Source organism: Pandoraea sp. PE-S2T-3, from assembly GCF_002179965.1.
In the GTDB taxonomy this organism is placed as follows: Bacteria; Pseudomonadota; Gammaproteobacteria; order Burkholderiales; family Burkholderiaceae; genus Pandoraea.
Map to the genome: position 1 here is coordinate 375,565 of NZ_NGUQ01000037.1, position 21,146 is coordinate 396,710.

22 protein-coding genes are annotated in these 21,146 nt (G+C 63.0%); 15 read left to right on the forward strand and 7 right to left on the reverse strand.

Going from position 1 to position 21,146, the window contains the following annotated elements; all coding sequences use genetic code 11:
* Nucleotides 1–13: 13 nt before the first annotated feature.
* On the reverse strand, nucleotides 14–1,549 hold the full coding sequence (locus CDV46_RS23925; RefSeq protein ID WP_140413475.1) for an ATP-binding protein: 1,536 nt from the start codon (nucleotides 1,547–1,549) through the stop codon (nucleotides 14–16).
* Nucleotides 1,542–2,402 (reverse strand): response regulator, encoded by an 861-nt coding sequence (locus tag CDV46_RS23930; protein WP_087725408.1) that lies wholly within the window; start codon nucleotides 2,400–2,402, stop codon nucleotides 1,542–1,544. The genes CDV46_RS23925 and CDV46_RS23930 overlap by 8 nt, the downstream gene beginning before the upstream one ends.
* A gap of 189 nt (nucleotides 2,403–2,591) precedes the next feature.
* On the opposite strand from CDV46_RS23930, the gene CDV46_RS23935 reads away from it, so the two are divergent.
* From CDV46_RS23935 to CDV46_RS23960, 6 genes are all read left to right on the forward strand, one after another.
* Nucleotides 2,592–3,767: an ABC transporter substrate-binding protein gene (locus CDV46_RS23935; RefSeq protein ID WP_254916200.1), complete on the forward strand. Its 1,176-nt coding sequence runs from the start codon at nucleotides 2,592–2,594 to the stop codon at nucleotides 3,765–3,767.
* A gap of 35 nt (nucleotides 3,768–3,802) precedes the next feature.
* Nucleotides 3,803–4,900, forward strand: coding sequence for a FecCD family ABC transporter permease (locus CDV46_RS23940; protein ID WP_441339361.1), 1,098 nt, complete (start codon nucleotides 3,803–3,805; stop codon nucleotides 4,898–4,900).
* Complete coding sequence (locus CDV46_RS23945; RefSeq protein WP_087725413.1) at nucleotides 4,897–5,712, forward strand: ABC transporter ATP-binding protein; 816 nt, start codon at nucleotides 4,897–4,899, stop codon at nucleotides 5,710–5,712. Before CDV46_RS23940 ends, CDV46_RS23945 begins: the two co-directional genes overlap by 4 nt.
* 220 nt (nucleotides 5,713–5,932) lie before the next feature.
* Nucleotides 5,933–8,386: a TonB-dependent receptor gene (locus CDV46_RS23950; RefSeq protein ID WP_087725415.1), complete on the forward strand. Its 2,454-nt coding sequence runs from the start codon at nucleotides 5,933–5,935 to the stop codon at nucleotides 8,384–8,386.
* A gap of 82 nt (nucleotides 8,387–8,468) precedes the next feature.
* Nucleotides 8,469–9,149 carry a Fe2+-dependent dioxygenase gene (locus CDV46_RS23955; RefSeq protein ID WP_087725417.1) on the forward strand — a complete coding sequence of 227 codons (681 nt, stop codon included), beginning with the start codon at nucleotides 8,469–8,471 and terminating at the stop codon, nucleotides 9,147–9,149.
* A gap of 113 nt (nucleotides 9,150–9,262) precedes the next feature.
* Entirely contained in the window at nucleotides 9,263–10,147 is an 885-nt protein-coding gene (locus CDV46_RS23960; protein WP_087687773.1) for a helix-turn-helix transcriptional regulator, read from the forward strand.
* Nucleotides 10,148–10,187: 40 nt separating this feature from the next.
* On the opposite strand, the gene CDV46_RS23965 is transcribed toward CDV46_RS23960, so the two are convergent.
* Nucleotides 10,188–11,096 (reverse strand): LysR substrate-binding domain-containing protein, encoded by a 909-nt coding sequence (locus CDV46_RS23965; RefSeq protein ID WP_087725420.1) that lies wholly within the window; start codon nucleotides 11,094–11,096, stop codon nucleotides 10,188–10,190.
* Nucleotides 11,097–11,274: 178 nt separating this feature from the next.
* On the opposite strand from CDV46_RS23965, the gene CDV46_RS23970 reads away from it, so the two are divergent.
* Nucleotides 11,275–11,991 carry a sulfite exporter TauE/SafE family protein gene (locus CDV46_RS23970; RefSeq protein WP_087726071.1) on the forward strand — a complete coding sequence of 239 codons (717 nt, stop codon included), beginning with the start codon at nucleotides 11,275–11,277 and terminating at the stop codon, nucleotides 11,989–11,991.
* Between the two features lie 54 nt (nucleotides 11,992–12,045).
* Here the strand turns inward: CDV46_RS23970 and CDV46_RS23975 are convergent, their stop codons facing one another.
* Nucleotides 12,046–12,615, reverse strand: a complete 570-nt coding sequence (locus tag CDV46_RS23975; RefSeq protein WP_087725422.1) for a YdeI/OmpD-associated family protein — start codon at nucleotides 12,613–12,615, stop codon at nucleotides 12,046–12,048.
* 137 nt (nucleotides 12,616–12,752) lie between these two features.
* Between CDV46_RS23975 and CDV46_RS23980 the strand changes: the two genes are divergently transcribed.
* The 3 genes from CDV46_RS23980 (at nucleotide 12,753) to CDV46_RS23985 (ending at nucleotide 14,121) form a co-directional block, all read left to right on the forward strand.
* The gene (locus CDV46_RS23980) at nucleotides 12,753–13,178 is read left to right on the forward strand and encodes a lipocalin-like domain-containing protein (protein ID WP_087725424.1); all 426 of its coding nucleotides are present in this window, start codon (nucleotides 12,753–12,755) and stop codon (nucleotides 13,176–13,178) included.
* Nucleotides 13,179–13,209: 31 nt separating this feature from the next.
* Nucleotides 13,210–13,500 carry a nucleotidyltransferase domain-containing protein gene (locus CDV46_RS27680; RefSeq protein ID WP_369597123.1) on the forward strand — a complete coding sequence of 97 codons (291 nt, stop codon included), beginning with the start codon at nucleotides 13,210–13,212 and terminating at the stop codon, nucleotides 13,498–13,500.
* 210 nt (nucleotides 13,501–13,710) lie between these two features.
* On the forward strand, nucleotides 13,711–14,121 hold the full coding sequence (locus tag CDV46_RS23985) for a cupin domain-containing protein (protein ID WP_249277498.1): 411 nt from the start codon (nucleotides 13,711–13,713) through the stop codon (nucleotides 14,119–14,121).
* Between the two features lie 86 nt (nucleotides 14,122–14,207).
* Here the strand turns inward: CDV46_RS23985 and ftrA are convergent, their stop codons facing one another.
* On the reverse strand, nucleotides 14,208–15,182 hold the full coding sequence (gene ftrA, locus CDV46_RS23990; protein ID WP_087725427.1) for a transcriptional regulator FtrA: 975 nt from the start codon (nucleotides 15,180–15,182) through the stop codon (nucleotides 14,208–14,210).
* Nucleotides 15,183–15,308: 126 nt separating this feature from the next.
* Between ftrA and CDV46_RS23995 the strand changes: the two genes are divergently transcribed.
* The 3 genes from CDV46_RS23995 to CDV46_RS26965 all read left to right on the forward strand — a co-directional run bounded on the left by CDV46_RS23995 (nucleotide 15,309) and on the right by CDV46_RS26965 (nucleotide 17,180).
* Nucleotides 15,309–15,728 (forward strand): rhodanese-like domain-containing protein, encoded by a 420-nt coding sequence (locus tag CDV46_RS23995; RefSeq protein WP_087725429.1) that lies wholly within the window; start codon nucleotides 15,309–15,311, stop codon nucleotides 15,726–15,728.
* Nucleotides 15,729–15,862: 134 nt separating this feature from the next.
* Nucleotides 15,863–16,480: a LysE family translocator gene (locus CDV46_RS24000; RefSeq protein ID WP_087725431.1), complete on the forward strand. Its 618-nt coding sequence runs from the start codon at nucleotides 15,863–15,865 to the stop codon at nucleotides 16,478–16,480.
* Between the two features lie 232 nt (nucleotides 16,481–16,712).
* Nucleotides 16,713–17,180 (forward strand): hypothetical protein, encoded by a 468-nt coding sequence (locus tag CDV46_RS26965; RefSeq protein ID WP_140413476.1) that lies wholly within the window; start codon nucleotides 16,713–16,715, stop codon nucleotides 17,178–17,180.
* A 133-nt stretch (nucleotides 17,181–17,313) separates the two neighbouring features.
* On the opposite strand, the gene CDV46_RS24010 is transcribed toward CDV46_RS26965, so the two are convergent.
* Both CDV46_RS24010 and CDV46_RS24015 read right to left on the reverse strand, forming a co-directional pair.
* Complete coding sequence (locus CDV46_RS24010; RefSeq protein WP_087725436.1) at nucleotides 17,314–18,519, reverse strand: YbfB/YjiJ family MFS transporter; 1,206 nt, start codon at nucleotides 18,517–18,519, stop codon at nucleotides 17,314–17,316.
* A gap of 139 nt (nucleotides 18,520–18,658) precedes the next feature.
* Nucleotides 18,659–19,585 carry a LysR family transcriptional regulator gene (locus tag CDV46_RS24015; RefSeq protein ID WP_087725438.1) on the reverse strand — a complete coding sequence of 309 codons (927 nt, stop codon included), beginning with the start codon at nucleotides 19,583–19,585 and terminating at the stop codon, nucleotides 18,659–18,661.
* Nucleotides 19,586–19,809: 224 nt separating this feature from the next.
* On the opposite strand from CDV46_RS24015, the gene CDV46_RS24020 reads away from it, so the two are divergent.
* Complete coding sequence (locus tag CDV46_RS24020) at nucleotides 19,810–20,481, forward strand: glutathione S-transferase (RefSeq protein WP_058378450.1); 672 nt, start codon at nucleotides 19,810–19,812, stop codon at nucleotides 20,479–20,481.
* A gap of 174 nt (nucleotides 20,482–20,655) precedes the next feature.
* Nucleotides 20,656–21,120 carry a nuclear transport factor 2 family protein gene (locus CDV46_RS24025; RefSeq protein ID WP_087726072.1) on the forward strand — a complete coding sequence of 155 codons (465 nt, stop codon included), beginning with the start codon at nucleotides 20,656–20,658 and terminating at the stop codon, nucleotides 21,118–21,120.
* Nucleotides 21,121–21,146 lie beyond the last annotated feature (26 nt).

A 21,146-nucleotide genomic window follows, 5' to 3' on the forward strand; every position in this document is an offset into this window, starting at 1 on the left:
TGTCGCGCACAGATCAGCCCGCGTCAGGTCCGTTGATCGGCAGACTCAACACGGCGCGCAGTCCGCCGCCGGGACGGTTCGAGAGCATGAGCGTGCCGTCGTGGGCTTGCGCAATGGTGCGGGCGATGGCCAGCCCGAGGCCCACGCCGTCGACGCCTTCCGGAATTTCCTGCATGCCGGGTGCGAGCGTCGCGGCATCGGCGCTCGGCGTGTCGTGGCGCGCCGCACCGGTCCGGACAAACGGCTCAACCGCTGCGGCCAGCTCCGCCTCCGGAATGCCGGGCCCCCGGTCATCGACAACGATTTCCAGATGTGTGCCTTGCGGGGACAGATTGGCCGAGAGCCGGCACCCGCCGGCATGACGCACGGCGTTATCGACCAGATTCTGCAAGCAACGTCGCAGCGTGCGCGGATAGCCGCGCACCAGCCCCGCGCCACCGGCTGTGCTTTGCTCGCGCACCCGCACGTCGCCACCCGTCTCGCGGGCGTCTTCGGCGACGGCGCGAAGGAGGGCGTCGATATCGACATCGCGCAACGCTTCGCCACTCGGCACGCCACGCACGTGATCGAGCGACGCGGCGATCATCGCTTCCATCTCCATCAGATCGTGCCGAAAGCGTTCGCGTTGCTTCGGTTCGGCGAGCGTTTCCGCGCGCAGGCGCAATCGTGTGAGCGGCGAGCGCAGATCGTGCGACACCGATGCGAGAAACGCCGTACGAGCCTGCATGGCGTCGATCAGGCTGCGCTGCATGGCGTTGAACGTTTGCGCTGCGCGCTGCACTTCGGCGGGGCCAGTCTCGTCGAGCGGCGGACTGTGGATGTCCCGGCCAAGCCGGTCGGCGGCGGCCGACAAGCGGGCGAGCGGTCGCAGGGCGATCCGCACGGCCACCACGGCGATGAGTACCACCGCGAGAATGCGCATCAGATAGATACGCACGAAATAATCGGCAAACGCGGCCCCCGGGCGCAAATCCAGCCCCGCTTGTCCGGCCACGACGGCAACGGATAACCACTGGCCATCGCGAAGTTTCACGTCGGCAGCGAGATGCGCGGTCGGGGCGTGCGCCCGCAGCAGGGTGGCGAGCGTGAGTGGTTCGCTCGCGTCGTCGTAGAGCACGACAGGGCGCGCAACGAACGGGTGATCGGGGCCGAGTTGCGCCCGCAGTACACCGTCGAACAAATCATCCGAGAAATGCTCCATGGCGTGCGCGGGCGTGGGCACATCGATCGGCCGCACGTCGATACCCGCTGCGCGCAGACGCTCCATCAGCGCGGCACGCTCGGTCACCGGCACTACGTCGAACAGTTTGACCGCGTCGGCAATGCGCGCGCCGCCGGTCCGCACTGGCACCTCAGCCACGCGGCCATAGCGGGCGTCGAACCAGACCGTGCCCGTCACCAACTGCGTCGCGAGCATGCCGACCACCAGAATCAGCGCGAGCCGGCCGGAGAGCGTGCGCGGCCAGCCGAGCCAGTGGAAATAGCGGCGTGCGCGGCCAAGCGTGGGCGTGTCGCGCACGGCTGACGTCTTGTGTGGCAAGTCAGACACTGGCACTCACCACGTCTGCCGCGAGCATGTAGCCCTCGTTGCGCACCGTTCGAATCAGCGGTGAAGGCCGCGCGCGGGTATCGAGATGTGCGCGCAGGCGGCTGATGCAGACATCGATGGCGCGGTCGTTGGCCGCGCCGTGCCGCCCGAAGGCGCAATCGAGCAGAAAGTCGCGCGAGAGCGGCCGATGCGGATGCATTACGAGCGCTTGCAACGTGCGGTAATCCGAGCCACCCAGCGTAATCACGCGGCCCTCGGGCGAGATGAGCTGACGCGCGAGCGTATCGAGCCGCCAGCCGTCGAAATCGAAGAACGCGGCTTGCGCGCGCGACGGTACAGGAGCGGCGGGTGCGCCAACGGGCGTCGTTTGGAGGCCTGCGCCACTCGCCGAGGCTTGCGGCAACGCCGGCGCATGACCCCCACCGCCCGCAGGCAAACGCGGCCCCCGTCGCAAGATGGCTTTCACGCGCGCGAGCAATTCACGCGGGTCGAAGGGCTTGGGCAGGTAGTCATCGGCACCGACTTCGAGGCCGACGATGCGGTCGAGCAGGGTGCCGCGCGACGTGAGCATGATCACCGAGACATCGCCGCGCGCGTGCAACTGACGGCACAACGACAGGCCGTCTTCCCCGGGCAGCATCAGATCCAGCACGACCACGTCGACGCTGGTCTGCGCCAACTGATCCCACATTTGTTGCCCGTCGGCGGCGGTGAGCACATCGAGGCCTGACTCGCGCAGGTAATCGGAGAGCAGATCGCGAATCTGCGGATCGTCGTCAACGACCAGCAAACGGGAGCGGGGGGCGGGGGCGACAGGGCGCGAGGTCGCGCTGGGCGGAAGAGCGGAGGGCATCACGGCGATACGGCAAAGAATGGCAGTCTACCGGCGCGCGCCGTCCTTGCGCGCACCGCCCACACATCGATACATCTCAATACAAACCAATACATAACGACATCCCGTCAACACGAAGCCAACACACCCCGGCGCTACATTTTAATGGAAATGAGAATTGTTATTAATTCAACGCCGGGTGTCACCGTTATGCCGAAGTTTTCCTTTGCGTTCATGCGTTCGTTGCGCGCTGCGACGATTGCGCTTGCCTCGACCCTTCTTACAACCCTTGTCACGGCGTTTGCTGCGATGGTCATTGCGTCCCCCGCGCAGGCTGGCGAGACCGTGACCGACATGGCGGGGCGTCAGGTCACACTGCCCGACCACGTCAACCGCATCTTGCTGGGCGAGGGGCGTTTGCTCTACGCCGTGGCATTGCTCGAAGGCAAGCAGCCGTTGGCGCGCATTGTCGGCTGGCAGGGGGAGTTGCAGTCGCTCGACCCGCAAACGTGGCAGCAGTACGAGAAGGTGTTCCCGCAGATCGACACGATTCCGAAGATCGGCCAGTCGTCCGAGGCAACCGTCAGTGCGGAAAAAGCGCTGGCCCTCAAACCCGATCTTGCGATCTTCAGCATCGGCGGTCATGGCCCCGGGCGTCACAACGCGCTGGTGAAAGAATTCGCCGCCGCCGGGGTGCCGGTCATCTTCGTGGACTTCCGTCAGCAGCCGCTCGAAGACACCGTCCCGAGCCTGCGCCTGATGGGCAAGGCGATGCAGCGCGAAGCGCAGGCCGAGGCGTACATCTCGCTGTACCAATCGCATCTGAAAGCCGTGCGCGACGCGGTGGCGACCATTCCGAACAGCGCGCGTCCGAAGGTATTCGTGCAGATGCTCGCGGGCGTATGGCCCGGCTGCTGTCATACGGTCGGCCGCGGCAATATCGGCGAATTCGTCGATGCCGCCGGTGGCAAGAACATTGCGGGCGATCTCCTGCCGGGTGTGATCGGCGACCTCAACTTGGAACACGTACTGGCGGCCCAGCCTGACGTCTACATCGGCACGGGCACGCGCGGCAATGCGAGCCAGTTGCGCATTCACGTAGGCGCCGAGACGACGGCAGCCGACGCCCGGGCATCGCTCGACGCGTTCGTGAAGACGCCGGGCATCGCATCGATCAAGGCGGTGCGTGAAGGCCGCACGCATGGCCTCTGGCACAACTTCTACGATTCGCCCTACAACATCGTGGCCGTGGAGGCGATGCTCAACTGGTTCTACCCGGGACGCTTCCCGCAGATCGACGCCAACGCCACGTTCACCGAAATTCACCAGCGCTTTCTGGCGGTGCCGTATCACGGCACGTACTGGGTCGACGGAGACAAGCCGTGAGTCTGGCCGGAGAGATGCCCAACGAGGCGGATGGGATGAACGCGGTGCCTGTGGCGGCAACCTCGGCAAAGCTGGCCGCCGAAGACGCGCTGCAAGCGCACATTGCCAGCGGTTATCGCCACCTCAATCTGCGCCGCGCGCTGTGGCTGGTTGCGCTGGCGGGATTGATCGTGCTGGCGTTGGCGATGGATTTCACGCACGGGCCGTCGGCACTGGGCTGGCGCGATCTCTGGCGCACGCTTGTCGCACCTGCGACGGCGAGCCCCGATGCGCAGGTGATTGTCTGGCAAATCCGATTGCCCTACGCGTTGATGGCGGTACTCGTCGGCGGTTCGCTGGGGCTGGCAGGCGGCGAGATGCAGACCATTCTCGACAACCCGCTGGCGAGCCCGTACACGCTGGGTGTGTCGGCGGCTGCCGCGTTCGGTGCGGCGCTGGCCATCGTGCTCAATCTGCATGTGCCCGGTGTGCCGGATAGCTGGGTCGTGCCGGTCAACGCGTTTCTGTTTGCGCTGGCGTCGGCGCTGATTCTCGACGGTGTCGCGCGCTGGCGCGGATTGCCGACATCTGGCGTGGTGCTCATGGGCATTGCGCTCGTGTTCGTGTTCCATGCGCTGGTGTCGCTGATGCAGTTTGTGGCAACCGAAGACGCGTTGCAGGGCCTAGTGTTCTGGACGCTGGGCAGCCTCACGCGCAGCGACTGGACGCAGGTGCGCGTGCTTGCCGCCGTGCTCGCGATCATGGCCGTGTTCGCGTGGCGTCAGTCGTGGGCCATGACCGCGCTGCGATTGGGCGAGGAGCGTGCGGCGAGTTTCGGCATTCGTGTGGGACGTCTGCGTCTCATGACGCTCATGCGCGTGTCGCTGCTCTCGGCGTTGACGGTCTCGTTCGTTGGCACCATTGGTTTCGTCGGCCTTGTGGCACCGCATATCGCGCGGGGGTTGTTCGGTGAAGACCATCGCTTCTACTTGCCGGGCTGCGTGATCGTCGGCGCACTCGTCATGTCGCTCGCGTCGATTGCATCGAAAACGCTGTTGCCGGGCGTGATCATCCCGGTCGGCATCGTCACGGCGCTCGTGGGTATCCCGTTCTTCCTCGTGATTGTCGTGCGTGCCAGCGGGAGGTCGTTATGAACGCGAGCACGCAGTCTCTCGCGCTGTCGGCGCGCGATATCGATGTGTCGATCGGCCGCCGTCACATCCTGCACAGCGTGTCGCTTCCCGCGCTGGCGGCGGGTTCGGTCACGGCGTTGCTCGGTCCCAATGGTTCAGGCAAGTCGACGTTGCTGCGCACGCTGGCCGGGCTGGTCTCCGGTCACGGTGAGGTGACCTTCGGCAATGACGTATTACATCGATGCACCGGCCGAGCACCGGCACGTGACGTGGTCTATCTGCCACAGGCGTTGCCGGCTGGCGTGCACCTTCGCGTGCTGGAATCAGTACTCGCAGCTGGGCATGGCGCGCGTCATGCGTCGCGAGAATCCACGAGCGCGATGGCGCCTACGCCGGCCGTCGTCATGACATTGCTCACGCAACTCGGCGTGGAGGCGCTCGCAATGCGCTTTCTCGACGAACTTTCCGGCGGTCAGCGGCAATTGGTCGGATTGGCGCAAGCGCTCATTCGCGCGCCGCGCATCTTGCTGCTGGACGAACCGCTCTCGGCGCTGGATCTGCATCACCAGTTTCAAGTCATGCGGCTGATCGCACGGGAGACGGCAGCGCGCCGCATGGTGACCGTGGTAGTCATGCATGACTTGTCGATTGCGATGCGCCACGCGCATGCCGCTGTGTTGCTGCGCGAAGGGTGCGTGGTCGCAGCCGGGGACGTCGGCGATGTCGTCACTGCCGAGGCCATCGCAAAAGTGTTCGACGTGCAAGCACGCGTGGAGCGCTGCTCGCGCGGGTTGCCGCAACTGATCGTGGATGACGTCGTGACGCCGGTCTAGACGCGCATCCGTGACCCCGACGCGGCCCGCCGGTCTCTCGCACCGGCGTGTCCGGCTCACGCCTGCCCAGCCATAGCGCCACGCCGGCCGCGTCGATCTTTCCTGTCTGTCCAACGTTGACCCAAAGGGTCAGAAACCCGCTTGAGGCGCGATACCTGATTCGCGCCGCTCGCGGGCGGGGACGCTTTTTGCCTGTTCATCTCATAACGCACAACACCAGATGAAGTACCTGAACCCGTCGAATTCCCGTCTGAACACGCGACCGAACGCGCGACTGAATACACGTCTGACACTGGCGGCGGCACTCGCCGTCGCGTCGCTCCATGCTGCCGCACAAACATCGCCAGCGTCGCAGACGGCGCAGGCAGGTAGTAACGCCAGCACGTCAGCACCTGCCGCGCCTGCTGCCACGCTGCCGGTGGGCGTCGGCGGCGTCATGTTGCCCGCGACGTCGGTCACTGCCACCGTCGATGCGCCTTACAAGGCCGAGTCCGTTTCGTCGTCGAAGTACACCGCACCGCTGCGCGATATTCCGCAGAGCATCACCGTGGTGCCGAAAGCCGTGCTCGACGAGCAGAACGCGCAGTCGTTGCAAGACATCCTCAAGAACGTGCCGGGCATCACCTTCATGTCGGGTGAGGGCAATCTGGGCTGGGGCGATCTGTTCTCGATTCGCGGCTTCTCGGGGGAGCAGAGCATCACCATCGATGGCGTGCGCGACGCAGGGCTATCGAGTCGCAACGACACCTTCGACATCGACCGTGTGGAAGTCTACAAAGGCACCGGCTCGGTGGAATCGGGGGTGGCGGCGCTGGGTGGTTCGGTGAATCTCGTCACCAAAGAGGCCGAACTGGGTAGCTTCTACCGCTCGTCGTTCGGGCTGGGCAGCGACAGCTACCGTCGCATGACGGCGGATCTGAACCAGCAACTGGGCGACTCGACGGCGCTGCGTTTGAACCTGATGTCGCATCACAATGGCGTGGCCGGGCGCGATGAGGTGAACAACGATCGCTATGGCCTTGCCGCGTCGCTGGGTCTGGGGCTGGGCACGAGCACCCGCGTGTTCCTCGACGTGTTCCATCAGAAGGACAACAACGTGCCCGACACCGGCTTGCCGATTCAGCGCGGCACGGGCGGGCAGGTCATGCCGGGGGTGAAAACCAGTAACTGGTACGGTGCCGCTGGTATCTACACCCAGCAAACGGAAAGCACGTCGCTGTCGGGGCGCGTGGAGCACGACTTCAACGACACCACGCGCGTGCGCAGCCAATTGCGCTGGCAGCAGACCGACAACTTCTCGGTGCTTTCGCCCGCCCGATTCTTCGCCGCGAATGCCGATGGCAGCAAGACCTGCACGGGCACGCGCTGCGCCACGCTCGGGTACATCGGCGCAGGCCCGTTGTCGAACATTGGCGGGGTCAACGCCTATACCAACTACGGGCTGACGTCGCCGGGCTACGGCATCTTGCGCGGCAGCAACTTCGGCAATTCCACGCGGTATCAGATTCTCGACAATCAGACCGATCTGCGCTTCACGGCATACACGGGGCCGTTCAAACATGACGTCGTGACCGGCTTCGAGTTCTATCGCGAGACTTATGGCGGGCTGCCGCGCGCGGCCTACGTGCCCGCGGGCGATATGTTCTTCAATCTGGCGAACCCGTCCAATGCATTTGCCGGCACGTGGTCGATGGAAGGCACGAACCAGTCCCGCTCGGTCGTGAACGACGCCGCTCTGTTTGCGAGCGACACCATCACGCTCTCGAAGCATTGGCAGGTCCTGACCTCGTTGCGCTATGACCGCTGGCGCGCCGAAACCACGGCGGCGAGCGGTGGCGCCACCACGTCGAGCACTGACGGCGCATGGAGCGGGCGTGCCGGGTTGGTCTACAAGCCGGTGGAGCCGGGCAGCATTTACGTGTCGTACAGCCGCGCCACCCAGCCCACGGCCATTGGCGCGAGCACGAACAACCTGATCTACGGGACTGCCACGACCAACAACTACACCCCAGCCACGTCGCAGACCTATGAGTTGGGGACCAAGTGGGATCTGGCGGGCGGTGCGCTGGGTGTGACGGCGGCGCTCTTCCGCACGGAGTTGAGCAATTCATGGGAATACACGAGCGACGACACGTCGCCGGTGCGGGCGTTACCGGCGAAGCGTGTCGACGGGATCGAGCTCGGCATGCAGGGCAACATCACGGACAAGTGGTCGGTGTTTGCGGGCGTGACGCGCATGTGGAGCCGCATCACCAAGGGGGCGAACGAGGGCGCGGAAGCGGCCAACGTGCCGGACTGGAGCGGCTCGCTGTGGACTTCATACAAGGTCACGCCGGATCTGTCGCTGAGCTACGGCGTGCAGTATGTGGGCCGTCGCCGCTACACCGACAACGCGTACGTGGGCGGACAGAACAACAACAGCAGCTACGCGCAGGGGCCGTCGGGCGTATATGCCATCTACGTGAAGGATGGCGAGAAGGCGCCGAGCTATTGGGTGCACAACTTGGCGGCGCGCTATCGCGTGAACCGTCACGTGCACGTCAATGTGAATCTCGACAACGTGTTCAACAAGTTCTACTTCTCGCGCATCGGGGCGTCGCTCGACGGCTTCCAGCTTTACGGCGTGCCCGGGGCAGGGCGCACGGTGACGGTGAGCGCGGATATTGCGTTCTGAGCGTATTTTGACCACGTAGTGAGTGCGATGGCGCTTGCCTAGGGGCGGGCGCCATCGCGTGGGATAGCAGGAGAGCAGCATCATGATGATCGAGATTCCCGGCGTTTTCAGCCGTGACGAAGCGCGCCAGTTGTGCGAGCAATTGCAGGCGCAGTCGTGGGTGGACGGCAAGGCCACGGCCGGCATGCAGTCGGCGCAGGCGAAGGAAAACCGCCAACTGGCCGAAGACGACCCGTGGGCGCAGCGTATCGGCGAAGAGATTCTGCGTCGCCTGAGTCAGGACGCGGTGTTCATGTCGGCGGCGTTGCCACGCCGCATTTATCCGCCGCTGTTCAATCGGTACGAAGGCGGCGAGGCGTTCGGTTATCACGTCGACAACGCCGTGCGCGGCATCAAGGGCGTGCGCGAGCGGGTACGCACCGATCTGTCGGCGACGCTGTTTCTGGCGGAACCGGACAGCTACGATGGCGGCGAACTCGTGGTACGAGACAGCTTCGGCGAGCGCGCCGTCAAGCTGCCGGCGGGCCACATGGTGCTGTATCCGGGAACGAGCGTGCACAAGGTCAATCCGGTTACTCGTGGTGTGCGGCTCGCCGCGTTCTTCTGGATCGAGAGCCTGATTCGAGACGACGCGCAACGCAGCGTGCTGCTCGACATGGATATTGCGATCCAGCGGCTTACCCAGCAGGGCGCAGACGGCGATTCGCTCGTGCAGTTGACGGGCAGTTATCACAACCTGCTGCGGATGTGGGCTGACGTCTGATCGGACGGCCTGTTGGGGCAGGCAATCCGGGGGTGTTATTTGCCCGTTCTGAGCTGCTGATGGCGACGGGGTCATACGGGCGAGGTCGACGCTCTCCGGTGTAAAGTAGCGGGATGGATTTCCGCTCCGTCCCTCCTTCTCGGCCCACCAAGCCATTTCGCAATGCCCCGGTGTACTGGCGCTCGTCGCTCGTGCCCGATGGCGATATGGTGACGGCCGAGTACAACGACCACACCTTCGCGCCGCACTGGCACGATGCGTACACGTTCGCGTGCATCGTGGCGGGTGCGGAGCGCTATGACTATCTGGGCGGCGAGCACGTGGCCGATGCCGGCTCGGTGGCGATCATTCACCCGGGCGAAGTGCATACCGGTGCGCGGGAGACCGACTTCGGCTGGCGTTATCGCGTGTTCTATCTGCCGGTCGGTTTCGTGAAGGGGGTGCAGCAGCAACTGGCGAGTCCGGTTGCCGGGCTGGCCTCGCCTGACGAGGCGCTGCCGTGGTTCGGGGAGAACGTCGTGCGTGATGCGCAGGCCATGCAGCGCTTGCTGGCGGCGCATCGTCTGCTTGAGGCACAGGCCGATCCACTGGCCGCCGAACATGCGCTGGTCGACGCGGTGTCGATGATGCTCTCGCGCCATGCGCAGTTGCGGATTCCGACCCTGCCGGTTCATCGTGACGCCGTGCGTGTCGAGACGATGAAGGCTCGGCTGTCGGCTGACCTGACGGAACCGCTGACGTTGACCGCGCTCGCCGAGGCGGTGGAGCTTTCACCGTTTCACGCGGCGCGTCTGTTTTCTCGCGAGACAGGGTTGGCGCCGCATGCCTGGCGCAATCAACTGCGCGTCGCGCGCGCGTTACCGGCGCTGCGTAACGGGGCTTCCGCAACGGAGGTCGCGCTCGCGCAGGGGTTTAACGACTTGTCTCACTTCACCCGATATTTCCGGCGCGCCTTCGGGGTGTCGCCCGGCAAATGGCGTGAAGGAGATGGGACGTAAGGTTGCGCGCTTTGGACTTTGGCGTGCGAGCGCGGGTGGCTCACGCCGCCGGTTGTCCTGCGGCGGCGTCATGAACCCACGCGAGAAAGTCGTGCAACGGCCGTGACTTATCGGCATCGCGCGGCACGAGCGTGACGTAGGTTGCGCCTCCCGCCTGAATCTCCGGAAACGGCATGACGAGCCGGCCGCTGGCCAGTTCCCGGTCGAGAGTTGGTGTGCAACCGATGCCGATACCCAGTCCGTCGATCACTGCCTGCAAGCTCACGTGGTAGTGATCGAAGCGATGAAAGCGCACCGGACGCACCTCCGGCACACCCGCCGCATTCAACCAATCCTCCCAAGCCCCGACCCGCGTCTGCGTGGCGACGAATGCGTGCTTCGCGAGATCCTTCAGCCGTCGAAGCGGCTGCGTCTGCAATAGCGACGGCGACGCGACGACACTTGCGCGCTCGGTGAACAACGGTGTTTTCTCATAGGGCTGCCACTCGGCCCCCGGCGGCGGATCACGCCGGATGGCCACGTCGAAACCGCCCCGGAACGCCGGATCGGCACTGCTCGACGTCGTCACGACGATTTGCACGTCCGGGTGTGCGGCATGAAAGGCGGGAAGCCGCGCCATCAGCCAATGCATCGCGAGCGTCGTCTGCGCATTCACACGAACGGTACGGGTCTGCGGTGCCTTGCCGAAGCGCAGCGCGGCGTCGCCGATGCGGTCGAACGCTGCGCTGATTTCAGCGGCGAAAGCACGGGCGTGATCGGTGGCGACGTTGCGCTGGCCTTGCCGCACAAACAACTGCTGGCCGAGCCAGTCTTCGAGCAGGGCAATCTGGCGGCTCACGGCACCGTGCGTGATGGACAGCTCCTGCGCGGCCGCACTCAGACTGGGCGCGCGGGCGGCGGTCTCGAATACACGCAAGGCATTCAACGGGGGCAATTGGCGGCGAGACATCGTGAGCTCACAGAATGGGTAGCCATCGGGCCGAACTGTGACTTTTTATCACGGAAATGCTGTCATTTTGTCGATGGTGTGACGAATCATCATGCTTTATCGTTACCGGATTGCGAACAACAAGACACGGATGGCAGCGGGCATGTTCGAAGGACTCGTGGCAGGACACGCGTGGGGCATGGTGATGGTGGCGCTGGTCGGCACCTTGGCCGGGGCAGTGAGCGGGGTAGTGGGCACAGGCTCGTCGATGATGTTGCTGCCGGTGCTGGTGTACACGTACGGCCCGAAGCAGGCCGTACCGATCATGGCCGTGGCGGCGATTATCGGCAATGTCTCGAAGGTGCTTGCATGGTGGCGGGAGATCGACTGGCGCGCTGTGCTGGCCTATTCCCTGCCGGGGGCACCGGCGGCGGCATTGGGGGCGCGCACCCTCTGGAGTTTGCCGGCCACGGCTGTCGATATCGCGCTCGGCACGTTCTTCATTGCGATGGTGCCCGTGCGGCATTGGCTGCGTCGGCGGCAGTTCAGGCTGGGCGTCTGGCAATTGGCTGTGGTTGGCGCGGTCATTGGCTTTCTCACCGGCATCGTGCTTTCGACGGGGCCATTGAGTGTGCCGGCATTTGCGGCGTATGGTTTGTCGGGGGGAGGGTTTCTAGGCTCGGAGGCCGCCAGTTCGATGTTGATCTACGTGGCGAAGGTGCTGATGTTCTCCGACCTTGGCGCGCTGCCGCCGCAGGCGTGGGCAAACGGCCTGATCGTCGGCATGGCGTTGATGGCCGGGACGCTGCTCGGTAAGCGTTTCGTGCTGGGGTTGTCGCCGCAGGTGTTTCAACGGTTGCTCGATACGATGCTGGTGGTGTCGGGGGCGGTGATGTTGAGTGCGGCGTGGCGGTGAGCGTTGTTTAGAAGAATAAACGCGGCGAATAAACGCGGTGACTGAGATTCTGACTTACGGATGAATGGTTTCACCGCGAGTCAGCATCCCGATGAACTCTTCGATCTTGCGTGCGCGTGTTGCGGGCTTTTTGACGTTCTGTATCCGGAACAGGATGGCGTAGCGGTTTTGGCCGCTCAGCGTCGCAAAGAACGCGCTGGCCTTGGGGTTGGCATCCAATGCGGCTTGCAAGTCGTCCGGCACCACTGAGTTTCGGGCCGACGTGTAGGCAGCCTCCCAGCGGCCATCCGCTTTGGCCTTCTCGATTTCGCGCATGCCCGCAGGAAGCATTTTGCCTGCGGCGATCAGCGCTTCGGCTCGCGCTGTGTTGATCTTCGACCAGATGCTTTTTGTGGTGCGTCGAGTGAAGCGTTGCAGCCAATACTCATCACTTTCCGTCTGCTTTTGACCGTCGATCCAGCCATGACAAAGGGCGCTTTCCAACGCCTGCTCGTAAGTCACGGTAGGGCGGTCAGCGCCCTTTTTGGCGAAGCGCAGCCATATCCCGGCAGAGGTGTCGCCGTTTTGCGTCAGCCAGTGTTCCCATTCATTCTGGTCAAGGAATGTCAGACGAGGCTCTGTCATGGTGTGGTTTGCTTCTTTGGAAGCAAGACTGTGGGGGCTTTATCGCTCGTTGAAGGCCTATAGATTACCGATTCGCGTGGCAACTTGCCCAACGTTCGACGGGTGAGTACATTGAACGGGCTACTACGGGAGGGAATATGTCTGAGTTCGACACCAAGCTTCACGGTTCTTGGCAATTGGTTTCATTTGAAACTGAACTACAAGATTCAAGAGAACGCGCTCAACCGTGGGGCGCCGATCCGAATGGGTACTTAATGTTCGGTGCCGATGGGCGAATGATGGTGCTGATCACGGCAAAGTCGCGGGAGCCGGGCACTTCCAATGAAAAACTGGCCGGGCTCTTCCTTACGGCGATGGCTTATACCGGGCGGTATCGGGTGGAAGCGGACCGGTTCATCACGAAGATTGACGCATCTTGGAATGAGGCGTGGAACGGCACCGAGCAGGAGCGCTTGTACAAGCTCAATGGCGATACCCTCGAAGTTTGGACGGCGTGGATGCCGAACCCGATGGTGGAGGGAAATCCCATTGGAAGGGGGATTCTCCGGTTTCGGCGTGAGTAGGATTTTTGGACTAAGGCATTGATCAATACCAATGGAAAACGTGAAAGACGCTCATCCCGTACTGACAATCCGAGTGCTTGGCGATAGTCCGATTCAACCGGCGTTCGAAGCCCTTGTCGCGGATGCTTGTGAATCGATTCCATCAGCGCTCGATGACCTGCTGGATGGTTTATATCTATACGGTAGCGTCGCACGTGGCTGCGCAGTACCGGGGCAGTCGGATCTGGACCTGACCCTTGTGCTTACCGGGAATAAAAACGGTAACGGCGTAGCGGAGTCGGGGTGTCTCTTCCGAGGGCAGTCGCACATACTTGTGCGCTAGGCTACAGACAGTATGATTGCGCTATCGAGTCCGCTGTGCGCGCCAAGTTTGGTAGCCAGGCATCTCCGAATGGTTGCCCCGGCGCCTCCGCAGACGACACCTTTCCTGTTCGGAGTATTCGCGATGAGCACAGACGCATCCACTCTTGAGCCAATCACAATTGGTGGCCTGACAATACGCTATCTCATAGACGGATCCGCCACGAGGGGTATGGGCGTCTTCGAGTTGACTATCGCCCCGGGAGCAAACGTTCCGCCGCCACATAGTCACACCCACAATGAAGAATGCGTATACGCCCTGGAGGGGCTCATCCGCTATTCCGTTGACGGTGTAGTCAGGGATCTGGCACCGGGTGAGTGGATGCATACACCCAAGGGCTCCGTCCATGCGTTCAGCAACCCTCATCAAGCCACTGCCAAGGCACTCATCGTCCTTACCCCTGACCTGGGTGCGCAATACTTTCTGGATGTACAGGGAGTTGTGAATGCCGGCGGGCCGCCAGACCGCCAGAAGTTGTTGGCAGTCATGTCCCGCCACGGGCTCGTTCCTAGCCCTCCGATTCCAGCAGCCGCCCAACAATCGATTGAAGGGGATGCGCCCGCTTCGCAAGGACGCCCATGACGCAAGCGTTGAATGGCAGTTTTCGGCTTCGCCGAAAGGAAGCTTTGGGTCGGAATCGCCCGCCGGACAACGTACGCCTTTACCCATCAAACCTTCCTCGTCCGCGCGTCATGACCAAACTTCTCCCGATAGGCGGCCGGACTCGTATGGGCGATACGTCGGAAGTGTCTGCGCATCGATTCTTCCGACCCAAAGCCTGCTAGCTCGGCGATGCGCAGCATCGGCATGGACGGTTGCGCTTCGAGTAACTCTCGCGCCACTGCCACGCGCTCGTGCGTCAGCCATTCGTAGGGTGCCATGCCGGTAGCGTCCTGAAAATGCCGTTGCAAGGTGCGTGGACTCATCGCCGCACGTTCGGCAAGCGAGCGCAGGGTGTGCGGTAAGGCCGGATGTTGGCGTGCCCAGTCGATCAACTTCGCCAGACGACCGCTTTCGTCGCGCGGCATTGGTCGCGGTACAAACTGTGCCTGACCGCCCTCGCGGTGCGGGGGCACCACCAGCCGCTGGGCAACACGATTGGCGACTGCGCTTCCGTAATCCCGTCGCACCAGATGGAGGAGCATGTCGAGTCCCGCCGCCGATCCTGCCGACGTAATGATCTGACCTTCGTCGACATACAGCGCATCCGACTGCACGCGCAACTTCGGGTAGCGCTGCTGTAGTTTCTCGGCGTAGCGCCAGTGGGTCGTCACCGTCTTGCCGTCGAGCACGTCGGCCGCCGCCAATACAAATACGCCCGAACAGATCGAGCAAAGACGTGCGCCACGCCGATGGGCTGCGCGAATCTTCTTCAGCAGCGCCTCAGGCGGCACTTCGTCCGGGTCACGCCAACCGGGCACCACGATCGTGTTAGCACTGTCGAGTCGCTTGAGCGCGTAGGGCGCGGTGACGGTGATGCCGCCGGCCGCACGCAGCGGTCCGGGCTCGATAGCGCAAACGCTGAAGCGGTACCAGTCGACGCCGAGTTCGGGGCGCTCCAGTGCGAACAATTCGGTGACGCAGCCAAATTCGAAAGTACAGAGCCGGTCATAAGCCAACGCAACGATGAGACGATTTTCCATGGCGTAATGTTACCGGATATTGTCATTTGCGACACTTATCGGCTTGATAGTGCGACGGCAAAATGAGGGTTCCCAAATCGCGCTGCCCGGGCATCACGGGTACCGCATCCTCCTTCGACAAAACCTATGTCCACCCTCAGCGAAAATAACGCCGTTACTGCCATCCCCGCCGCCGAGAGCACCGCGGCACTTGCCCACTTTCGCGCGTCACTGCAATTTGAAACCGATTGCTCCGATGTTGCCAGTGCACTGGCCAGCGGATCACCCGGCTTCGTGTTGCTCGACGTTCGAAGTCCGGCGCTGTTTGCTCGTGGCCACGTTCCTGGCGCCGTGAACTTAATGCACGGCAAGATCATCGCGTCGAAGCTCGCCGATTATTCGCACGACACACTCTTCGTCACCTACTGCGCGGGACCGCACTGCAATGGCGCAACGCGAGGCGCCATTCGGCTGGCGCAGTTGGGACGGCCAGTGAAGGTGATGATCGGCGGTGTTACCGGATGGCTCGACGAAGGTTTCGACCTTGCCGTGAGCGAGCTTGAGTGATCGATCCGAGTAGGCGTTGATGAGGGGCTTGCGCTCAAAGATCGGCAAAGAGCGGCCAGTTGTGAATTGACGCAGAATACGGGCTGAAGCAGCAGCACCGCGTTTTACACAACCACAAACCACTGAGGCGACAAATGGTTGATTGGTCTGTTATTGCGACAGTCTTTTCTGTCTATGCGGCGAGCGCCGTCATCCCCGGGCCGAACTTTGTCGCAATCACGCACAAGGCGGTAACCGGCAAACGCTCCGATGCGCTCGCGCTTGTCGCCGGAATCGTGACGGTGAATCTGTTCTGGGCGACATGCGCCATTCTTGGTATCGGCGTGGTGTTCGCGATGTTCCCATGGCTTGCTGTCGGCGTCAGGCTTGTTGGCGCGGCCTATCTGATCTGGTTCGGACTGCGGCTCGTTGTGTCGGCGCGGGCAAGTCCCTCGGAAGCACGTTACCCACCGAAGATGCCTCGGTTTCGCGGCGCCTTCCTGCAAGGTGTCGCGACAAATATCGCGAACCCGAAGTCCATCGCTTTTTATGCGGCGGTGTTTTCCTCAGCGGTGCCCGCCCACGTTTCCACGCAGACGTTCTTTGCGATGCTGGTGACTGTCGGTGTTTCAGCGACGTGCTGGTACGGCGCCGTTGCGCTCGTGCTATCGCATGCGACGATTGCGACGGCGTATCGCCGCGCGAAGACATGGATTGACCTCACGTGTGGAGGGCTCATGATCGCGCTGGGAATCCGGCAGGCATTTCGGTAACAAAGCGCGCAACCGCTCAACGTTTTATCAATCAAAAAGTAGCAATCCGAGTCGACACGTCTAATGTTTCATCTGTCGAAAACACGTTCGGCCGATCGCGATCGAAGCACCAAAAACATCCCACGCATACGGTATAGAAGCATCGATCAATGTCACCCAATTAGGTGATACATCGCCCCGAAACTCGCGACTAGAATTGCGACAGGCAATCCACCTTTGGAGCCCTTGTCACATGAATGCATATCTATTGCGGGTGTTCGTCGTGTTGGTTTTATCTGCCGGACTCGGCCTGTCTGGCCAAGCTTGGGCCGGTGCCACTTACGGCGTTGATGACGCGGGCATTATTCCGCAGATGGATCAGGGCTGTACCAGCCCCAACTGCGAAAGAAATACCATCCTTCCGATAACCAACAGTACGGGTGAAGCTGCGGTTTGCATTCAGCCCGGTATGGAAAGCGCCAGCTACAAGTACACGGGCTCGAACCAGTTCATTCTCGTCTACGGCTATCACAACGCCTGCGGGTTCGTTTCTTTCGTCTGGGTGAAGCATCAGGGGCAATGGCATAACGCTGGTCTTGCCCAGCCGCGTCAGAACGTCGCCGTAGGGATCACCTTCGATACGGCGCAAGGCGACCCGCCCAACGTCATCATGTTTTGCCGTACCGCAGGCGCGCCACGCGATGATCTGCATTGTCAGTGAGAGCGCGTGATCGACAAATTGTGGTTCGACCGTATCGTACAAATTCATTTGAAAGCCGCTCCCGTGAGCGGCTTTTTTTTCGGCTATACCGACGTACGCACGATTTGCATGAATGCCGGACGATCGAGATTCCTCATCTGCCATCCCGCCGCGCAGCCACCAGATTCACCACCAACGCCACCGTCATCGCCGCACTCCCCACGACGAACAACACTGCATAGTTGCCCCGCGTCGCGGCAAACAAAAACGACATCCCGTAAGCGGCCCCGGCCTGCAACGTCGCGAAGCTCGTCGTCGCCGTACTCCACGCGCCCTTCTGTGCAGAAGGGTGGTGTACCAGCAGCTCATTCACGCGGCCCAGCACAAGTGGCACGATGCCCGGCGTGAACGCGCCCATCACCAGACTCGACACAATCAACCCCGGCAACCCGAGCCCCAACACCGGCAGCAACACCGCAACAATCTGCGAAACGTAAGCGACCCGCAGCGCTCGCCCGAACCCAATCCTGTCCGCCAGATGCCCCGCAAAGATCGGCCCAAGGATCGCACCCAGCCCGTACAGCACCCAAAAGTGCGCCCCGGCATCCAGCCCCTTGCCGAGACCGCGCGCCACGTAATCCACAAGAAAGATCATGTGCGGCACCAGCACTACGGCATTCAGCGCGTATTCCAGATACAACGCGCGCAGTGTCAGTGAACTAGCCGGCCGACGATGTGCATGCGCAGTGGGAGCCACCGCGACGGCGGGCGTTCCCGACGGCCATCCACGCCATCCCACGACCGAAAGCGCGAGCGAGACGATACCCAACCCGATCCACGTCTGCGAAAGACCTTGCCGCAGCAACAGCGGCACCAGCGTGCCCGACGCCGCAATCCCCAGCCCAATGCCTGCAAAGATTGCGCCGCTCACGATGCCGCGCCGCGACGGCGGTACATGACCCAACACCGTCGGTGCCGCAAGCACCATCAGCACGCCGCCGGAGAAACCCGATGCGAAGCGCCATGAGAAGAACCACAGAAACGACAGCGGCCACGCACACGCGAGAAACGCGACAGCGGTGAGCAGCATCATCGCGCGCAGGATCGTGACGGTCGGTGCGTAGCGCGCAAGCGCCCGTGCACCGAGCGCCCCCGCGAGATAGCCGCCGAGATTGGCCGCGCCAAGATAAGCGGCCGTCGACGCAGCAAACCAGTGCGCGCCAATAATCGCCGGAAGCAGGGCGCTGTATGCGAAGCGGGCGAAGCCGATGCCGATCAGACTTGCGCTGGCGGCAGACAACGTGGCACGCCACGCATTGAAGGGGGCGGCTGACGTGCCGCCAAGCGTTGCGTTTTGCATGTGGACTCCGGGGCGCGCGTGGTGCATGTCCCATGCCGGACCACGCGCAAAAGCGATGGAGTCAGTGTAGGTGCCGCGAGCCCGACGGAGAACGGCCGCGCCCCGGAAGTCATTCTTCCGCGCGGCGTACGAATCGTCGTTACGCTTTCTCCGCCACCTTGTTCACGCGCACGAAATGCTTGCGCAGGCGCGGCACCGCGAAGTCGACGAACGCGCGCACTTTTGGGACGGCGAGGCGTCCCTGCGGTGTGATGACGTGCACGGGCATTGGCGGATGCTCATACTCGCGCAACACGATCTGCAACGTGCCGCGCTCGATCTCGTCGACCATGTGATAAGTCAGCATCCGCGCCACACCGTGGCCGGCCACGGCCGACGCAATTGCCGCACGAATCGAATTGACGATCAGCCTCGGCGTGAACTGCACCACCTGCGGCACCGACCCCCGCCCGCTCGCCGGAAAACGCCACGAGTCGATCCCGAAGTAGGTCATCGACACGATCTGATGCTTCGCTAGATCGGCGGGTGTCTCGATAGGCGCGTGCGATGCAAGATAGTCAGGCGACGCGGCAATCACCCGTCGGACTTCGCCAACCTGTGTCGCGACGAGCGATGAGTCGGGCAAATGCGCCACGCGTAGCGCCACGTCGATGCCTTCATCAATCAGGCTGACCGGAACGTCGCTCAACGCAAGCCGCACGGTCACGGCCGGATACCGTTCGATGAAGGCATCGACGATCTCCCGCATCAGCGTCTCGCCGGCAGCCAAGGGCGACGCAACGGTGAGCAAGCCGCGCGGGCCGGAACGTTCACCGGCGGCGAGTACGTCGGCTTCGTCCAGATCGAGCAGAATGCGCCGGCAGGCGGCGGCGTAGCGCTCACCGGCGGCGCTCAGCCGGATGGTGCGCGTGGTGCGATGTAACAGAGCCGTGCCGGTATGGGCTTCAAGATACGCGATGGCGCGGCTCACGGCGGCGGCCGAGCGCCCCAGGCGGCGAGCGGCACCGGCGAGGCTGCCTTCGTCGAGGGTCGCGACGAAGACCTTCATCGCATCGATTCTGTCCATGAGCTTGGTGGGATGACGGTTTGGTAGTGACTTGGACGCGGGTGAACGGTTCGAATAGCCCGAATAGCCCGAACAGGGCGAATAGTGCTAGTAGAGCGTTTAGAGCGTTTGACCGGGTTCCGTAAGGCTGTGTGGCCCAGCAACGGGGCTGATGGGCAAGATTACCCCTAAATCCGCCAATACGGCGACAATGGCGTTCGGATCAACCGCCGGAGTCCGAACGTATGATCACCGTCCATCACCTGAACAACTCCCGCTCGCAACGCGTGCTCTGGTTGCTCGAAGAGCTTGGCCTGCCGTACGAACTGCGCCATTACGCCCGGGACCCCAACACGATGCTTGCGCCACCGGAGCTTCGGCAGGTCCACCCGCTCGGGAAGTCGCCGGTTCTCACCGACGGTGACCTGACCCTGGCCGAGTCGGGCGCCATCATCGAGTATCTGGTCGATCGTTACGGCGAAGGGCGATTGGCCCCGCCGCGCGATACCCCCGAACGCCTGCGCTGGACCTACTGGCTGCACTACGCCGAAGGTTCCGCGATGCCGCCCTTGCTGCTCAAGCTCGTGGCGTTGCGCATCGCAAGCGCGCCCATGCCGTTTTTCGTCCGTCCCATCGCCCGCAAGATCAGCGGCACGTTGCAGTCGAGCTTTGTCGATCCGCAATTGGCGCTGCACTTCGGCTATGTGAACGACGAACTGGCGAAGACCGGCTGGTTCGTCGGCGACAGCTTCAGCGCGGCCGATGTCCAGATGAGCTTCCCGCTCGAGGCTGCGGCCGCGCGCGGCGACGCGAAGGGCCGTTGGCCGGCCATCGAAGACTTTCTCAAACGCATTCATTCACGTGAGGCTTACCAGCGCGCACTCGCGCGTGGCGGCCCCTATGAACTGTTGAGTTGACGCGGCCACGCCAAGCCGTGTCAGTCATGCCCGAATCCGTTAGCTTCTTTCACCCCTGACATCACGACATCACTGACGTCCTACGCCACACACGACATCATGAAAACCATTGTCGCTTCGTTGCTCGCCACCGCCGCCGTCGTTCTGACGCCTGTCACCCACGCCGCAGAAGGCATGCCGCCCGTGCCCGGTGCCGCGTTGTCGGCGGCCGGTGCCGAAGGCCTCAACCCGTCTGCTACGCCGGTCCCCACGGTGTCCGCTGCCCAGATGGCCGCTAACAAACAGGCCGTCCTCGCGTTCTACGAGGCGGGTCTGAATCGCAAGGATTTCGATGCAGCGCGCCAGTATCTGGGCACGCAGTACATTCAGCACAATCCGAACGCAGCCGACGGCGTGGAAGGCTTCGGCAAGTTTCTCGATTTCCTGCGCAAGAACCAGCCCGATTCGCATAGCGATATCGTGCGCGCCTTCGCCGACGGGGATTACGTGATTCTGCACGTGCGCAAGGTGCCGCACCCGGGCGACGCGCCGATTGCCATCGTCGACATCTTCCGGCTCGACAAGGGCAAGATCGTCGAACACTGGGACGTGTCGCAGCAGGTGCCCGCCAAGACGGTCAGCGGCAACCCGATGTTCTGATCCGTATCACGGCTTGCCGTGATGTA

Bases quoted from the DNA above. Each gene is read 5' to 3' on its own strand.
- CDV46_RS23975 (WP_087725422.1), bottom strand. From the start codon at position 12,615: ATGACAGAGCCTCGTCTGACATTCCTTGACCAGAATGAATGGGAACAC.
- CDV46_RS23995 (WP_087725429.1), top strand. From the start codon at position 15,309: ATGTCCACCCTCAGCGAAAATAACGCCGTTACTGCCATCCCCGCCGCC.
- CDV46_RS24015 (WP_087725438.1), bottom strand. From the start codon at position 19,585: ATGGACAGAATCGATGCGATGAAGGTCTTCGTCGCGACCCTCGACGAA.
- CDV46_RS26965 (WP_140413476.1), top strand. From the start codon at position 16,713: ATGAATGCATATCTATTGCGGGTGTTCGTCGTGTTGGTTTTATCTGCC.
- ftrA (WP_087725427.1), bottom strand. From the start codon at position 15,182: ATGGAAAATCGTCTCATCGTTGCGTTGGCTTATGACCGGCTCTGTACT.
- CDV46_RS23985 (WP_249277498.1), top strand. From the start codon at position 13,711: ATGGGCGTCTTCGAGTTGACTATCGCCCCGGGAGCAAACGTTCCGCCG.
- CDV46_RS24025 (WP_087726072.1), top strand. From the start codon at position 20,656: ATGCCGCCCGTGCCCGGTGCCGCGTTGTCGGCGGCCGGTGCCGAAGGC.
- CDV46_RS23965 (WP_087725420.1), bottom strand. From the start codon at position 11,096: ATGTCTCGCCGCCAATTGCCCCCGTTGAATGCCTTGCGTGTATTCGAG.
- CDV46_RS23955 (WP_087725417.1), top strand. From the start codon at position 8,469: ATGATGATCGAGATTCCCGGCGTTTTCAGCCGTGACGAAGCGCGCCAG.
- CDV46_RS23945 (WP_087725413.1), top strand. From the start codon at position 4,897: ATGAACGCGAGCACGCAGTCTCTCGCGCTGTCGGCGCGCGATATCGAT.
- CDV46_RS23930 (WP_087725408.1), bottom strand. From the start codon at position 2,402: ATGCCCTCCGCTCTTCCGCCCAGCGCGACCTCGCGCCCTGTCGCCCCC.
- CDV46_RS24000 (WP_087725431.1), top strand. From the start codon at position 15,863: ATGGTTGATTGGTCTGTTATTGCGACAGTCTTTTCTGTCTATGCGGCG.
- CDV46_RS27680 (WP_369597123.1), top strand. From the start codon at position 13,210: ATGGAAAACGTGAAAGACGCTCATCCCGTACTGACAATCCGAGTGCTT.
- CDV46_RS23980 (WP_087725424.1), top strand. From the start codon at position 12,753: ATGTCTGAGTTCGACACCAAGCTTCACGGTTCTTGGCAATTGGTTTCA.
- CDV46_RS23935 (WP_254916200.1), top strand. From the start codon at position 2,592: ATGCCGAAGTTTTCCTTTGCGTTCATGCGTTCGTTGCGCGCTGCGACG.
- CDV46_RS23970 (WP_087726071.1), top strand. From the start codon at position 11,275: ATGGTGATGGTGGCGCTGGTCGGCACCTTGGCCGGGGCAGTGAGCGGG.
- CDV46_RS24020 (WP_058378450.1), top strand. From the start codon at position 19,810: ATGATCACCGTCCATCACCTGAACAACTCCCGCTCGCAACGCGTGCTC.
- CDV46_RS23940 (WP_441339361.1), top strand. From the start codon at position 3,803: ATGAACGCGGTGCCTGTGGCGGCAACCTCGGCAAAGCTGGCCGCCGAA.
- CDV46_RS23960 (WP_087687773.1), top strand. From the start codon at position 9,263: ATGGATTTCCGCTCCGTCCCTCCTTCTCGGCCCACCAAGCCATTTCGC.
- CDV46_RS24010 (WP_087725436.1), bottom strand. From the start codon at position 18,519: ATGCAAAACGCAACGCTTGGCGGCACGTCAGCCGCCCCCTTCAATGCG.
- CDV46_RS23950 (WP_087725415.1), top strand. From the start codon at position 5,933: ATGAAGTACCTGAACCCGTCGAATTCCCGTCTGAACACGCGACCGAAC.